This window comes from Cryobacterium sp. TMT1-66-1, assembly GCF_004403435.1.
Classification (GTDB): domain Bacteria; phylum Actinomycetota; class Actinomycetes; order Actinomycetales; family Microbacteriaceae; genus Cryobacterium; species Cryobacterium flavum.
Genome location: NZ_SOGP01000022.1, coordinates 20,268 through 35,478, shown reverse-complemented (window position 1 = coordinate 35,478; position 15,211 = coordinate 20,268). Strand labels below are relative to the sequence as shown.

The following is a 15,211-nucleotide window of genomic DNA, read 5'->3' as shown; positions in this document are numbered from 1 at the left end:
GGATCATTGACTACATGATCAGGGTCAACCTCTATCCTACTTAAGCGCCCCTGAGAGAGTCATCACTGCCACGCGTCGAGGGGACTACAATGTCAGCTATTTAACCGGGCAGGTGGGCAGGTCGCTCGTGTCGCCGGTCTTGATTCCCTCGAGGGCCGTGAGCGCCTGATCGAGCGTCGAAACCGAGAACACGGTCAGACCATCGGGGATATTGCCGGTCACCTCGTCGCAGTTGTCCGCTGGGGCCAGGAACCAGGTTGCCCCACTCTCAAGTGCGCCGTGCAGTTTCTGCTGGATGCCGCCGATCGGTCCCACCGCGCCGGACTGATCGATGGTTCCGGTGCCGGCCACGTTTTCGCCGCCCTGCAACTGGCCAGGGGTGAGCTTGTCAATGATGCCAAGCGCGAACATCATCCCGGCACTGGGGCCGCCCACCTTGTCGAGTTGAATCTGCACCTCGAACGGAAAGTCATAGGTGACCGACACGTTGACTCCGGCCACCACCGTTCCGTCGTTGTCGATCGGCGTGACCGAGACGGTTTGCGCGACACCGCTGCGCAGGATGTCGATGCTCGCCGCCTTATCAGCGCCGTTGACCTGCAGGGCAGCGCGCAGTTCGGCGACATTGGCCACCGCTTGGCCGTTCACCGCGGCGATCTGGTCCTTGCGCTCGATGACTCGCGCGGCCGGAGAACCATCGGGCAGGCTGACCACCGTGACCGTCGTGGGGTAGTCGTAGCCGAGGTGCGTGAGTGCAGCGGCGATGGCATCCTGTTGGGAATTGATCATGTCGGCGCTCGACTGCGCGTCGCGCTGCTCGGTACTGACGTTCTCGGGAAAGACCTGATCAATGGACAGTACGGCCTCGCTCGGATCGAGCCAGGCTCCGGCAACCGTGAGCCAGCTCGGGCGGTTCTCCCGATTGCCGAGCAACGACACGGTGAGCAGATCGAGCGTGCCCTTGGTCGGGTAGACCGTCTCGTCGGGGATGGTGATGAGCGGCGTTTCGACGTTATCGGCGTCGGTGGCAGAGCCGAGGGTGTTGAAGACCGGGCCCGGCTTCTCGATGACGTAGGGGGCCGGCATGATACCCAGGATCACCCCGGCGACGAGTGCGATCAACAGCGCCATCCAGCCGATCGATGGGCGCCGGCGCCGTGCACTGGTGGGTGCCGGTGAGTCATCGGTGAAGAGAGCCACCGTGCTCCTTCCGTGTTGGTACTGGTCTGGTTACGGGTCGTGTTCGCGACGGGCGCACAGCAAGCCCTTCAGCCTAGGATATTTCCCAGCCCCGAGCGGGCTACTCGCACTAGCGTAGAAGTATGCAACTGAGAGGGGCCTGAAGTGGCCGACGACTCCCTACCCCCGAACGATCAGAACCCGAACGAGCCGAGCGACGAGTTTCGTGACATGCTGCGCGACATTCTGAGCGGCAAGAGCGGAATCGACCCGAGCCAGCTTGCCGGTGCTGCCGGCCTGCCGAACGATCCGGCCAGCGTGGCCGCCCTCATGCAACAGCTCCAGGGGGCCATGAACTCCCAGGGCACCGGCGTGGACTGGCAGATTGCGCTCACCCAGGGCCAGCAGCGAGCGGCCAACGGCCAGCTCACGGCCACCGATGAGCAGCAGACCCAGTTGCGTCAGGCCTTTCACATTGCGGCGCTCTGGCTCGATGACGTCATCTCCGTGGCCGAACTGACCGTTGAACCACGCCTCATGACCCGCCGCGAATGGGTCACCGCGACCATGCCGCTCTGGACTCAGCTGGCCGAACCCGTTGCCACGAGCATCTCCGACTCTCTGACCCGCGTCTTCGCCGAGCAGGTGCCCGAGGAGATGCAGGGCATGGTCGCCAACGCGAGCCAGCTCGTGCGCAGTATCGGCGGCACCCTGTTCGCCATGCAGCTCGGCCAGGTCGTCGGCCAGCTCGCCAGCGAGGTCGTCAGCGGCGGCGACGTCGGCATTCCGCTGCTCGGCGAGCAGCAGGCTGCACTGCTCCCCCAGAACGTTGCCGACTTCGGCAACGGCCTCGACGTTCCCGCAGACCAGGTGCAGATCTACCTGGCCGTGCGCGAGATCGCCCACGCCCGACTGTTTCGTCATGCCCGCTGGCTGCGCCTGCACCTGACCAGCGCGGTCACCGCTTACGCGCGCGGGATCAGTATTGACTCCAGCCGGCTCGAAGAACTCGCCGGAAGCTTCGACCCGTCGAACCCGGAAGACCTGCGTCAGGCCATGGTCGACGGTTCGCTCATCCAGCAACAGGACGAGTCACAGATTTCAGCCTTGGCCCGCCTCGAAACGATGCTCGCCCTGGTCGAAGGCTGGGTCGACGTCGTCACCGCTCGCGCCACCATCCGACTGCCCAAAGCGGATGCCATCGCCGAGACGGTCAAACGCCGCCGAGCTTCCGGTGGCCCAGCCGAATCCGCCTTCGCGACCCTCGTCGGTCTTGAGCTTCGCCCGCGCCGATTGCGGGAGGCTGCTGCCATGTGGCAGGCCGTGACGGATGCCGTGGGTAACGAAGCGCGCGACGCGCTCTGGTCGCACCCCGATCTGCTGCCCACCGAGCAGGACATCGACGATCCCCAGAAGCTCATTGCTCGCCTCACGAGTGCGGCTCGTGGCGAGCCCGACGTGCTCGACGACGTCGACCAGGCTCTCGAAGACCTGCTGCGCGATGACGGTGCCGAGCGCCCGCACGAGGAATAGAACACTTTTCTACCCCTCAGGTGGGGTCGCAACGTTGCGGCAACCTTTGCTGATCTACCGTCGTGCAACGGACGAAATGTCCCAAACGAAGGAGTTTGGCAATGACGATTACCGAGAGCGATCCGAAAAAATCCACCCGGGTGCCCACGACCATGCACGCGGCCGTCGTGCACGAGTTCGGCCAGAACCTCACCATCGATGAGGTACCGGTACCAACCCCCGGCCCCGGCCAGGCCCTGGTCAAACTGATCAGCAGCGGTGTCTGCCACACCGACCTGCACGCCATGGAGGGCGACTGGCCGGTCAAGCCGAGCCCGCCATTCATTCCCGGCCACGAGGGAGTCGGCGAGGTCGTCGCCCTCGGCACCGGCGTCGATGACCTCGCCATCGGCGACCTGGTCGGCAACGCCTGGCTCTGGAGCGCCTGTGGCAGCTGCCAGTACTGCCGCACCGGCTGGGAAACCCTCTGCGAAGCCCAGCAGAACGGCGGCTACAGCGTCGACGGTTCATTCGGGCAATATATGCTCGTCGACTCCCGCTTCGCCGTGCGCATTCCTCACGGCGCCGACCCGATCGAAATCGCCCCGGTGCTGTGCGCCGGCGTCACCGTCTACAAGGGCCTCAAGATGACCGAGGCCCGTCCGGGCCAGTGGGTCGTCATCTCCGGCATCGGTGGCCTCGGTCACATCGCCGTGCAGTATGCCAAGGCGATGGGCCTGCGCGTTGCCGCCGTCGACATCGCCGACGACAAGCTCGCGCTCGCCCGCAAGCACGGCGCCGAACTCGTGATCAATGCTCTTGACGGAGACCCGGTCGCCGCCATTCAGAAAGTCACCGGCGGAGTGCACGGCGTACTCGTGACCGCGGTTCACCCGGCCGCCTTCGGCCAGGCAATCGGCATGACCCGTCGTGGCGGCACCATCGTCTTCAACGGCCTGCCGCCGGGAGACTTCCCAGCCCCGATCTTCGACATCGTACTCAAGGGCCTCACCATTCGCGGCTCCATCGTGGGTACCCGCCAGGACATGGAAGAAGCCCTGCAGTTCTACGCGCGCGGCCAGATTCACCCCACGGTCTCCGAGCGCCGCATCGACGAGGTCAACGAAGTACTCGACGAGATGAAGCACGGCAAGATCGACGGTCGCGTGGTCATCCGCTACTAGGTTGCCCCACCACGATCTGCACTGAGGTGCGGGCTGCGGATACGTTCGAATCCCAATGTTCGAGCGTGGTCGCGCCCGCACCTCTGGTGTGCCTGTGGATAACTTCTCCGCGTTCTGGCCAGATGCGTCATCATGTCGGCATGGCCCTCCGACTGAACCCACGATACCCACTGGTCTGGCGCACACCGGATTGCGTCCAACTCGGCGTGGACCACGCCATCGTCACGATCGGCGGGCTCACTCTCGCCCACGAAGCCGTGCTGTCAGCCCTCACTGCTGGGGTGCATCGATCGGGTGCGCTGCTGCTGGGAACCCTCGCCGGGGCATCCGCTGCGGAGGTGGCGCACCTGCTCGAACTGCTCGAGCCGGCACTGCTGTACGTGCCGGACGATGCAGAACCCAAGGTCACGCCCCTGCCCCGCACCGTGCTCGTTGACGGCGTCGGGCCGACCGCTTTTCGGGTGCGCACCCTGCTGTCCAACCTCGGCATCGAGGATCCGCTGCCCGGCGACGAACCCGACCTGGCCGTGCTGGTCGGGCAGTACGTTTTCTCACCCGAGCGTCACGGACACTGGCTGCGCCGTGACATTCCGCACCTTCCGGTGGTGTTCAGCGACAGCGCGGCGCGGGTCGGGCCGCTGGTCGAACCGGGCCAGGGGCCCTGCCTGACCTGCCTGGAACTGGCACACGTCGACACTGATCCGGCATGGCCGGCCATGGCCTGCCAGCTGGCCCCGCGACAGGCCCCGAGTGAAACGCCCAGGCTGAGTTTTGAGGTGGCCGCCCGAGTGGCCGGGCTCGTACAGGATCGCCTGGAGACGGGCCGGTCAGCGGTGTTCGCCCGGTCGTTGAGCATCGACGCCGTCACCGGTACCGTCACGCGGAGCGAGCACCGGCTCCACGAGCGGTGCGGCTGCCAAGCTCTTGCAGAAAACGAGACCGTTCCCGAGGCGCGCGAGCCTGCACACCCGACGACGACCAGCTGAGCGCGAGTCGGCGGCGGGCCCGGGTGATGCCGACGTAGAGCAGACGACGTTCCTCGTCGATCTGATCGAAGGTGCTGGCATAGCTGATCGGCACGAGACCTTCGCTGAGCCCGACCACGAACACGTCATCCCATTCGAGGCCCTTAGCTGAGTGCATCGTGGCGAGCGTCACGGCCGACACGGTCGGTTCGTGCTGGCCGGCCTGGCGTTCCATCAGCTCGTCGGTGAACTGGCGAAATGTGGTTCCCGGTGCGGCCTGGTCGACCAGCCCCATCAGGGCATTGAGGGATTCCCACCGAGCCTGCACCGCGCCGCGCGTCTCCGGCGCCGTCTGGCTCCAGCCGAGCGACCGCAACACGTCGCTGACCGACTTGAACAGCGGTTCCCCGACGATCGAAACGGATGCCGCCCTTAGGCTCATCACCGCCTGCTTCACCTCCGGCAGGTCGAAGAACCGTTTGGCCCCGCGAATCTGGTAGCTCACCCCCACCTCGGTCAGCGCCGTTTCGAGCAGCGCGGCCTGCACGTTGACCCGGAACAGAACGGCCACGTCTTCGGGTTTGGTGCCGGTGTCGATGAGATGCAGGATCTGCTCGGCGACGCCGCGCGCCTCGGCCATATCGGAGGCATAGCCACGCACTGTCGGATCGGGGCCGCCGTCGGACTGTGCGGCGTGCAGGGTTAGCGCGCCGGAACGGCCGCGCATGAGCTGGTTGGCAGTGGCCACGATCGGCGCCGTTGACCGGTAGTTCTGCTCAAGGCGCACCACCGTGGCGTCCTCGTAGTGTTTGGGAAAGTCGAGCAGGTAGTCGCTGCGGGCGCCGGCGAAGGAGTAGATGGTCTGGCTGGCGTCGCCGACGACGCAGAGGTCGCGGCGGTCGCCGAGCCAGAGTGCGAGCAGATCGTGCTGAAGCGGGGAGACGTCCTGGTATTCGTCGACGATGAAGAATCGGTACTGTTCGCGCACCTGCAGTGCCACCGACGGTTCGGCCTCGATCATGCCAGCCATGGCGAGCAGCACGTCTTCGAAGTCGATCTGTTTGCGATCGTCTTTGAGCTTCTCGTAGGTCTGCTGCAGGGCGACCACCTGGTCCACATCGAGCCGACCGGGCAGGCTGCGTCTGGCGATGCCGGCAGCGTACTGCTCAATGCTCAGGCCGCTGGTCTTGCGCCATTCCACCTCGGCGGCGAGGTCACGCAGGGTGGCGGTGTCAATTTTAAGGTGCAGGGCTTCGGCGGCGTGGCCGAGAATGCGCCCCTTACCGTCGAGGATGCGTGGTGCCTGCCCGCCGACGACGTGCGGCCAGAAGTAGTTCAGCTGGGACAGCGCGGCGGCGTGGAAGGTGCGCGCGGCCACTCCCCCGGCACCGAGCTGCCGCAGGCGACCGCGCAGTTCGGCGGCCGAGCGGCTCGTGAAGGTGAGCGCCATGACCCGGTTGGGAGCATAGGCGCCGGTCAGCACGCCGAGGGCGATGCGGTGGGTGATGGCGCGGGTCTTGCCGGTGCCGGCCCCGGCGAGCATGCAGACCGGGCCGATCAGGGCTTCGGCGGCGATCCGCTGCTGCTCGTCGAGGCCTTTCAGTAACGAATCGGCGGTCACCGTCACGGTCGGATCAGTTCCGTCGCGGCGGGCAGCGGGGCACCGAGCCAGCGCTCGATCATGGCGTGCGCGATCGAGGACGGGCCGGGCAGCAGCATCCACTCGCCGGCGTCCTGCAGTTCCTGCCGACTGAACCAGCGCAGCGCCAGAATCTCGGCGCCGTCGGGCAGCAGGTCGTGGGCGGGCTGGTCGTCGGCGAGCCGGGCGGTGAACCCGCACATGACCGAGGCCGGAAACGGCCACGGCTGCGAGCCGACATAGGCCGGGTCGGTGACCCTCAGGCCGGATTCCTCAAACATTTCGCGGATCACGGCCGATTCCAGGGCCTCGCCGGGTTCGACGAAACCCGCGAGTAACGAATATCGGTTGTTCTCCCACATAGCGTTGGAGCCGAGCAGAATGCGATCGTCGGCGTCGGTGATGAGTACGATCACGGCCGGGTCTGTGCGCGGAAAAACCTGGCTGTTGTCGACCGGGCAGCGACGCACCCAACCGCCCTCTTCGACCACAGTTGCGGCGCCGCAGCGCGGGCAGTGAGCGTGTGAGGCGTGCCAGTTGAGCACGCCAAGGGCCTCGGTAAACAGGCCGGCGTCACGGTCATCCAGCACGGTCGCGACCGTGCGCAGGCCGACCCAGCGCGTGGAATCGGACTCGAGGCCGACAGCGGCGGCATCATCGAGCTGCACGGCGACGATTTGCGTCCCGAATGCTTCGGGCAGGTCGGTCGAGAGCGACCGGCCCAGGTAGACGCGCAGGCTCGGGTTCTGTGCACTCATCGGCAGGCTCGTCGGCGACAGCAGGGCGAGGTGCACGGCGCCGGTGTGGTCCTTTGGCGCGAGCAGAATTTTACCGTGCCAGACGGGCAGAACGCGGGTGGCGGCATCCGCCCAGAGCTGGTCGAACAGCCCGGGAACGCCACGGCTGAGATGATCGCGGTCGATCGCGTGCCGAGACAGCGGCAACCGCGTCGTGAAAGTGAACGACATGGTGAATCTCCGAGCTCTGCGAGAACGTGGGTGTGGAGGCGTGGCGAATAACCAGCAGGTGCGTAATTCGATCTAACCTAGTAGGCATGGCCAGAACTCAACTCACTCTAGCCGCGTTAGCCACCTCCGCTGTTCCGGGGCTCGACGTGGCCTACGCCCGTAAGCACAGTGCCGGCGCGCACGGACTGTTCGACTCGGCGCTCGTCATCGACAGAGACGGGCGGGCGCTGATCATTCGCGTTCCTACCAGCCAGTCGGCCGAAACGGAGCAGTCCGCTGACCTCGTGGCGTTGCGCGCGCTCACCACCGGCAATCGCAGCCGGCTGCCGTTCGACGTTCCGGAATATGTCGGCCAGACGCCGATTCAAGGTACCCGCGCGGTCGTCTACGAGCTGCTGGCCGGTGACAGTTTCGATGCGGATGCCCTCACCGGGCACGAGGGCGTCTCCGGGTCGATCGGGCGGGCCATCGCCGCGATCCACTCACTGCCGAGCGCCTTCATCGGCACCGCCGGGCTTCCCCAGCAGAGCGCGGAACAGTGTCGCAAGGATACGATCGACCTGATCGACCGCGCCGCCAACACGGGCTACCTGCCCGCCGCGCTTCTGCGCCGCTGGGAACAGGCCACCGACGACGATGCGCTGTGGCAGTTCGCACCGGCCGTGGTTCACGGGTCGATGTCGGCCGATTCCATTCTGATCACCGACGACGCCGTGTCGGGCATTCTCGGCTGGTCGGGCCTGGCCGTCGGTGACCCGGCCCGCGACCTGCACTGGTTGCTTGCCGCGCGCGGTGACGCCGCCGAACTGGCCATCGATGCCTACTCGAACGCACGCCAGGGCAGTGATACCCACATCACCCAGCGCGCCATGCTCTATGCCGAGCTCGAGCTGGCCCGCTGGCTGCTGCACGGCGCGAGCAGCCACGACCAGTCCATCGTCGATGACGCCGTCGCCATGCTCGACGGGCTCGTCGACACGGTGCACAGCCATACCCAGCAGCCGCTCTCCCCCGAAACCGGCCCGATCATGACCGTCGACGACGTGGAGACCATGCTCGACCACATGCCGCGCGCCGCTCGGGATTACGACCAGCACGCAGCGATGCACACCGACAGCTACAACTTCTCGGGACTGACCATCGATTCCGAATCCGACGACGACTCCGAGGATGCTTCGTCGAGCACCGGGGCCATCGCCCCAGACCAGGCGGCGAGAAGGTCTGCCTCGGAGTAGAGACGCTCCGGGGCTATGACGGTGTCGTCGGCCACGAAGTAGAACACCGCGTCGACAATGCTCGGATCGATCCCCTTCCACCGGGCATAGGCCAACCGGTAGAGCGCGAGCTGGGTCTGCTTGAGTTCGAGGTCGGCGGCGTTTTTTGGTGCCCGCCCGGTTTTCCAGTCGACCACCTGGTACCCGGTCGGCGTTTGGTAGACGGCGTCGAGCTTGCAGACGAAGACCTGGCCGCCGAGCACGTGGTGAATTTCAATCTCGACGTCGACGGGCGCTCGATCGGCCCATTCGGACCGTTCGAAGGTAGCTTGCAGTGCCGCAAATTGCTCCTGCTCCGGCACCCCGAGGTCGCTCAGCGTGCCGGTACCGCCGTCATCATCGGTGCCGAAGTCGAGTTCGTTCAGTGCGGCATCGACGCGGTCGGTACCGGTGGCACCGCCGGCGCGGCTCTCCACCCAGGAGTGGAACAGAGTTCCGAGCCGCGTGGCCCGATAGGGACGCTGCGGCATCGGGCGCCGCAGCTCGGCGGCGACTCCGGCCGGGTCGTCGACGTAATCCTTAAACCGGGAGGCCGGAATGCGGGTGGGTACGGGGGCCGCCGCGCCACCGGCCAGCCGCAGGGCGCGTTCCTCGAGCAGCAGGGTGACCGCGTGGGACCAGCGGGTGGGGGAATCCGCTTGGCTGCCCGCCACGCGGGTCGCTGCGGCTTCAACGAGCGGGCGTCGGGTAGCGAGTGGGTCGAACGGCCACAGTTCGGTGCCGTCCTCGGCGGAATCCGGCTTGACGACCTCGTCGCTCGTGTCGGGGATTGCGGGGATGATGCCGGCCTCGGCGAGTTCGGTCAGGTAGCGGCTGGGCCGCCGCATGGTCGATCCGGGGCCCCAGAACGAGCCGGTCAGCAGCAACTCTCGTTTGGCGCGGGTGGCGGCCACGTAGATGAGCCGGCGTTCTTCGTCGTCGTGCCGTGTCGCCAGCTCGGCCTTGTAGGTCTGGAAAGCCAGCTCGTAGTCGAGCTGGGTCTCGTGGCCGATGATTTCAAGTTCGGGCAGTTCGGAGCGGTCGCCGCGAAAACCGTAGGGCAGTTCGCCGAAACGCAGCCAACCGCTCGTATCGCGAGCAGCCGCGGGGAGGCTCTTCTCGGTCAGGTTGGGAATAGCCACGAAGTCCCATTCCAGGCCCTTGGCGCCGTGAATCGTGACCAGCTGCACGGTGCCCTGTTCGGAGAGTTCGGCGCGCGGGCCGAGGTCATCCTGCAGCTCCGCCCGCTTCAGCCAGCGCAGAAAGCTGGCCAGGGTACCCTGCTCGTCGCTGTCGAGGAAGGCGGCAACCGTATCGTGGAAGGAGTACAGGTTGGCCAGTCCGAGATCGTTGGCCTCGTTCGCGGTCAGTTCGATGTCCAGCCGAAATTCCTGCTCGATCAGGCGCACGAAATCGAGCAGCGGCAGGCCGGCGCGGGATCGCAGCCAGGCCAGCTGCCGACCGGCCGACTGCACGCGGGCGCGCCCCAGCTCGCTGAACCCGTCGAACTGGCCGTGGGAGTCAGGCGCAGTGCCGAGAAAATCGAGCGCGTCTACGAGGGAACTGCCCTCGTCGCCGGCGACGGATGCCCGCAGCTTGCCCCGCAGATCGGCCGAGATGGCCTGCTGCGCCCAGTCATGTCCGGCCAGCCAGCGCGCCACGTCGGCGAGCGCCGCGAGGTCGCGGGCGCCGACCCGGTAGCGGGCGCCGCTGAGCAGGCGTACCAGTTCGCTGCCGGCCGCAGGGTCGTGCACCACGCGCAGCACGCTCACGACATCGGCGACCTCCGGGGTCGAGAGCAACCCGCCGAGGCCGAGCACGTGGGCGCGCACACCGTGCGCCCGCAGTACCTCGGCGAAGTAGTCCATCTCGCGGCGCGCACGAAACAGCATCGCGCCGCTGTAGTCGGCGGGCCCGTGGTCGCCGACCAGCCGGGCGGCAAACCAGTCGGCGACCGCGCCGGCCTCCTCGGCGATGGTTTGCGCCATGACCGCGTCGACAGTGCCTGGTCTGGTGCCGGTCGGCACCTTGAGCGTTTCGACCTGGATTCCGCCCGGCTTGGCCCGCAAGGCTTCGCTGAGCGGCGCGACGAGGGCGTTGGCGGTATCCAGCACGCGAGCGGGATTGCGCCAGGTGAACGACAGCGACATCGTCGGAGCGGACGCTGCGGCGCTGAAATCCTGCGCGAAGCCGAGCAGGTTTGCGGAACTGGCACCGCGCCATCCATAAATCGACTGGTGCGGGTCACCGACCGCCATCACCGGGTGGTCACGAAACAGGGTGTGCAGCAGCTCGGTCTGCAACACCGAGGTGTCCTGGTATTCATCGAGCAGCACCACCCGATACTGGTCGCGGTAGCGGTCGACGACCGCATCGACCTTCTGACAGACCTGGAGTGCAAGGGCCACCTGGTCGGAGAACTCGATCAGGCCGAGGCGCCGCTTCTCGCTGCTGTAGTGCGCGGCGAGTTCGGCCAGCACCGGCAGCGGTGCAACGGAGGCCAGGGACTCGACCGCCGAATCGTAGGGCTTCTTCTTGCGCGGATTGCCGTAGGGCAGATCGGGGAGGTAGGCGAAACTCTGGGCCAGAGCGGCTAGGTCGTGCGGCGCTCCCGAGGCGCCATCGTGCCAGGCTGGCGGGTTCTCGGCGAGGGCGCGACTGAGCTGCAGCACGGCGTCGGTGACCTGGTCGAGGCTCTTGCCGAACGGCACGAGGCGGCCGTCACCGTGCTCGATGACGACCCGCCGGGCGAGCAGCCAGCCGCTCGTTTCGCTCAGCAGAACCGACTCCGGTTCCCGGCCGAGCAGCAGAGCATTGTCGGTGAACAGGCGACTGGCGAAGGAGTTGTAGGTGGAGACGTTCGGAGTGTTGAACAGGTCGGAACCCGCCGCTTCGGTGGAGTCATCAGCGTCATCGGTGCCGGCGATCATCGGCATGAGGCCGGCTCGGTCGAGCTCGGTGATGCGCCGGTTGATGCGCTCTCCCAGTTCGCCGGCTGCCTTCCGCGTGAAGGTGAGCCCGAGAATCTGGTCGGGACGGGCGTGGCCGTTCGCGAGCAGCCAGAGCACCCGGTTGGCCATGGTCTCGGTCTTGCCACTGCCGGCTCCGGCGACCACCAGGGTGGGAGTGAGCGGCGCCTCGATCACCGCCTGCTGTTCGCTGGTGGGCGGCGGCAGTTCGAGTTGCGCGGCGATGTCGAGGGCGGAAACCGTGCTGACCGTGGTGCTGAGACTCATGAGCTGACCTGCTTGATGACGTGGATTCGGCAGGACCCGTGGGACCGCGGGTCGAGGCAGTGCGAGGTGATCTCGGCGATGAAGGTGGCGCCGCTCATGCCCGTCGCGTCGGCACCGACCCGCTCGCGGAAAGCTTCGAGCTGCTCCGGCGTGAAGGCGGGCTGGGTGGGATTGCGGTAATTCTGTTTGACCGTGCCGGACGAGACGATGACCAGGCGAGCCCCGGCCAGGTCCATATCCCCGGACACGCCCTCGATGACGCCGTCCTGGAACGCCAGCTGATAAGCGCCGAGTTGCGGATGCTCCGCGACGCCGACATCGCTGGTCGCGTCACCCTTGCCGGTTTTCAGGTCGACAATCACGGCCCGGCCGTCGGCCTGGCGTTCCACCCGGTCGATGGTGCCGGAGAGCACGGCACCGCTCACCTCAAGCGTGAAGGTGCCCTCGGCGCTCAACAGTTCACCACCGCCGCGTTCGAAATCGAGCAGGTAGGAGGCGAGCCGGTCGGTGAGCTCCCTGGCTGCGACCTTCTGCACGCGCGACTGCCAGTCAGCGTCGAAGTCGAGCTCATTCCAGCGCGCCTCCACGCCCTGCCAGAGCGCTTCGGGCCGGCGATCGGTCGCGTCTTCCATGACCTTGTGAATGATCGTGCCGAGGTTCGCTGCGGTGTTCGAGCTGCCACCGCCGACCTGGCCGATCAGCCAGTGCAGCGGGCAGGTTTCGAAGGCCGCCATGCGCGACGGCGAGACCCGCACGGGCTCGTCGCCGGCCTCTGGATCGTTGAGCGGGCGCACGGTGCTGGGGTCGGTCAGCCCGTACCACTGGTCGGGCGCAGCGCCGGGCACGTTTTCGCTGGCCAGGCGAGCCAGCGTGGCCGCGGCATCCGCTGCCCGGGCGACCGTCTCGGAGTCGGTGCGAGCCGGCGAGCGGATGGCGCGGGTCAGGTCGCGGCGCAGACGCCCGGCCAGGCCGCGCAGCGACAGGGGGTAGCGGCCAAGATCGTCAACGCCCAGGTCGGGCTCAGGCGCGGGCAGCAGGCGCAGAAACACCGAGGGTTCGTTCTCTTCATTGCTCACGGCGGTGACGAGCAGTTCGGTCGTGGCCCGGCTGGCGGCCTGGGCGAACATGCGCAGTTCGTCGTGGAGTACCTGGGTGCGGGCAGCGGTTCCGGCCAGCCCCGTATCGCCCTGTCCCGAAGCAACCAGGGCCAGGTCACCGGCGCCGAGCAGTGACCCACGGATGCGCAGGTCGGGCCAGACGTTGGCCTGAACGCCGGCGAGCACGACGATGTCGAAATCCCGTCCGATGGTGCCGCTCGGCGTCGACACGATGACGGCAGCGCCGAGCGAGCGCGGCGCGAGGGTGTCTTCGGGCACATCCGTGTCGACGAGGTGTTCGAGGAACAATACCGGCGGGGCCGATGGCGTGCGCTCGACATAGCGCTGGGCGGCGGAGAACAGGGCGACGACGGCGTCGAGGTTGTGGTTGGCTTCGTCGGCGACGATTCCGGTTCCGGTGGACTGTTCTTTCCACTCTCGCTCGAGGCCGCTGCGCTGCCACAGGCCCCAGAGCAGTTCTTCGATGGTGGCGCCAGCGTCGTATTCGATTTTGGCCTGGCGCAGGCTGACTCCGCAGCCGGCCGCACGGCGGGCGGTGCGGTTGTCGATGGTGAGGAGCAGCTCGGGGTCGAGGAGGGCGGCAACGAGCAGGTCGTCAGCGCTGCGCGGTTCGGCGTTGTCAGTGGCCAGCTCCTGTTGGCGCAGCGCTGCGCGCAGCCGGCGCAGGGTGATCGGGTCGAGTCCGCCGAGCGGGCCGCGCAGCAGCAGGGTCGCTGCTTCCGGGGCGAGCGGCTTACGGCCAAGGGTTACTTCGAGGGCCAGGATGAAGGCCCGCACCGCGTACTCGTCGCGCAGCGCGGTGCTCGCCGTCGAAATCTGGGTCGGCACTTCGAGGGCTGCGAGCCCCTTGGAGATCGAAGGGACCAGCGACCCGGTGCGCACGATCACGGCCATGCGGGACCACGGAATGTCGTCGATCACGTGGCGTTCGCGCAGCAGCCGGGCGATCACAGCGAGCTGATCGGCCGGGCTGCTCGCAACGACGGTGTGCACGGATTGGTCGAGATGTTCGCCCGGAACGGCCGCCACACTCGTCTGTTCGATCGTGGCCGGTTCGATGCTGGCTTGTTCGATGCTGGCCGCGGCACGCTGGGTTCCAGCCGCCGCCGCCCCGATCCGGCTGGTGATCTCCGCGACGACACGACGGATGCCCGACCCGTGCCGGTAGACCGTCCCCAGCACGATCGGCGCGGCCACCCGGCCGCTGTCTGCGGGCACGCCGGGACGCAGGTACGAGCCGAAACGGCCGAGGGCATCCGGGTGGGCCCCGTGGAACGAGCCGGTGCTGATGTCGGGGTCGCCGACGGCGACGATCGCTACCCCGCGCGCCTGAAACTGGGCGAGCAGGGTGAGCGTGGCCTGGGTGACCTCCTGCGCATCGTCGAGCAGAATCAAGCGCAAGCCGGCCAGCGAACCGAGTGTTGCAACGCCCGCCATTCCTGCCTCGGCACTGGCCACGATCGCGGCGGCATAGCGGGCAAGCTCGGTGGAGTCGAACTGGCCCGGGCGAGCCTGGTCTTTGGCCTCCTCGTAGCCGCGAATGAACTCGGCCGCCGCAACCCACTCCGGCCGACCGAGGCCGAAACGCTCGAGCTGGCCAGGGGTCACCCCGTATTCCACCGCTCGCATCATGAGGTCGCGCAGTTCGGTGCGAAAACCGCGCAGGCGGCGCACGTCGGCACCGAGCGTGGCCGGCCAGGCCGGCCCTGCTCCGTCGTCGAGGTGGCCCTGCAGCAGTTCGGCGATGATCTGGTCTTGCTCGCCACCGGTGAGCAGCGTGGGCGGAGGACCACCGGCCTGGGCCACGGCGGAACGCACAATCTGAAAGGCCACCGAGTTGGCGCTGCGAGCCAGCGGACCGTTGGTGGGCACACCGAGGCGCAGTGCGAGCCGGTCGCGCAGGGCTGTGGCACCAGCACGGGTCGGCACCAGCACCAGAACCTCGCTCGGCGAATAGCCACGGTTCAAGACCCGATCGGCCACGAGCTCGACGAGCGTCATGGTCTTGCCGCTGCCTGGCGCGCCGATCACCGCGCCACTCACCCCGTCGGGGAGGTCGAGAACGGCCTGCTGGGCGGCATCAAGGTCGAGGTTGGTCACATTTCAACGGTAACGGGTTGCGCCGACAGTGAAATCGGTCAGGGCTGGTCTGCGTTC

General features: G+C 67.3%; 9 protein-coding genes. 4 read left to right on the top strand and 5 right to left on the bottom strand.

Going from position 1 to position 15,211, the window contains the following annotated elements:
- Positions 1-96 precede the first annotated feature (96 nt).
- Positions 97-1,200: a PDZ domain-containing protein gene (locus E3T29_RS15335; protein WP_134346443.1), complete on the bottom strand. Its 1,104-nt coding sequence runs from the start codon at positions 1,198-1,200 to the stop codon at positions 97-99.
- A 210-nt stretch (positions 1,201-1,410) separates the two neighbouring features.
- Between E3T29_RS15335 and E3T29_RS15330 the strand changes: the two genes are divergently transcribed.
- The 3 genes from E3T29_RS15330 (at position 1,411) to E3T29_RS15320 (ending at position 4,861) form a co-directional block, all read left to right on the top strand.
- Complete coding sequence (locus tag E3T29_RS15330) at positions 1,411-2,712, top strand: zinc-dependent metalloprotease (RefSeq protein ID WP_134346590.1); 1,302 nt, start codon at positions 1,411-1,413, stop codon at positions 2,710-2,712.
- A 152-nt stretch (positions 2,713-2,864) separates the two neighbouring features.
- Positions 2,865-3,875 carry an alcohol dehydrogenase AdhP gene (adhP, locus tag E3T29_RS15325; protein ID WP_134346589.1) on the top strand — a complete coding sequence of 337 codons (1,011 nt, stop codon included), beginning with the start codon at positions 2,865-2,867 and terminating at the stop codon, positions 3,873-3,875.
- A gap of 140 nt (positions 3,876-4,015) precedes the next feature.
- Complete coding sequence (locus E3T29_RS15320) at positions 4,016-4,861, top strand: TOMM precursor leader peptide-binding protein (RefSeq protein WP_140425533.1); 846 nt, start codon at positions 4,016-4,018, stop codon at positions 4,859-4,861.
- Here the strand turns inward: E3T29_RS15320 and E3T29_RS15315 are convergent.
- Both E3T29_RS15315 and nudC read right to left on the bottom strand, forming a co-directional pair.
- Positions 4,752-6,461 carry an ATP-dependent helicase gene (locus tag E3T29_RS15315; protein ID WP_134346588.1) on the bottom strand — a complete coding sequence of 570 codons (1,710 nt, stop codon included), beginning with the start codon at positions 6,459-6,461 and terminating at the stop codon, positions 4,752-4,754. The two genes, E3T29_RS15320 and E3T29_RS15315, sit on opposite strands and share 110 nt — an antisense overlap.
- A 2-nt stretch (positions 6,462-6,463) precedes the next feature.
- Complete coding sequence (gene nudC, locus E3T29_RS15310; RefSeq protein WP_092341524.1) at positions 6,464-7,447, bottom strand: NAD(+) diphosphatase; 984 nt, start codon at positions 7,445-7,447, stop codon at positions 6,464-6,466.
- Positions 7,448-7,533: 86 nt separating this feature from the next.
- Between nudC and E3T29_RS15305 the strand changes: the two genes are divergently transcribed.
- Positions 7,534-8,682 (top strand): phosphotransferase, encoded by a 1,149-nt coding sequence (locus tag E3T29_RS15305; RefSeq protein WP_134346441.1) that lies wholly within the window; start codon positions 7,534-7,536, stop codon positions 8,680-8,682.
- Here the strand turns inward: E3T29_RS15305 and E3T29_RS15300 are convergent.
- Both E3T29_RS15300 and E3T29_RS15295 read right to left on the bottom strand, forming a co-directional pair.
- Positions 8,565-11,936, bottom strand: coding sequence for an ATP-dependent DNA helicase (locus tag E3T29_RS15300; RefSeq protein WP_134346440.1), 3,372 nt, complete (start codon positions 11,934-11,936; stop codon positions 8,565-8,567). The two genes, E3T29_RS15305 and E3T29_RS15300, sit on opposite strands and share 118 nt — an antisense overlap.
- Entirely contained in the window at positions 11,933-15,154 is a 3,222-nt protein-coding gene (locus E3T29_RS15295) for an ATP-dependent DNA helicase (protein WP_241987847.1), read from the bottom strand. Before E3T29_RS15295 ends, E3T29_RS15300 begins: the two co-directional genes overlap by 4 nt.
- Positions 15,155-15,211 lie beyond the last annotated feature (57 nt).

Coding starts and splice junctions, on each gene's coding strand:
- E3T29_RS15330 (WP_134346590.1), top strand. CDS start 1,411: ATGCTGCGCGACATTCTGAGCGGCAAGAGCGGAATCGACCCGAGCCAG.
- adhP (WP_134346589.1), top strand. CDS start 2,865: ATGCACGCGGCCGTCGTGCACGAGTTCGGCCAGAACCTCACCATCGAT.
- E3T29_RS15320 (WP_140425533.1), top strand. CDS start 4,016: ATGGCCCTCCGACTGAACCCACGATACCCACTGGTCTGGCGCACACCG.
- nudC (WP_092341524.1), bottom strand. CDS start 7,447: ATGTCGTTCACTTTCACGACGCGGTTGCCGCTGTCTCGGCACGCGATC.
- E3T29_RS15305 (WP_134346441.1), top strand. CDS start 7,534: ATGGCCAGAACTCAACTCACTCTAGCCGCGTTAGCCACCTCCGCTGTT.
- E3T29_RS15300 (WP_134346440.1), bottom strand. CDS start 11,936: ATGAGTCTCAGCACCACGGTCAGCACGGTTTCCGCCCTCGACATCGCC.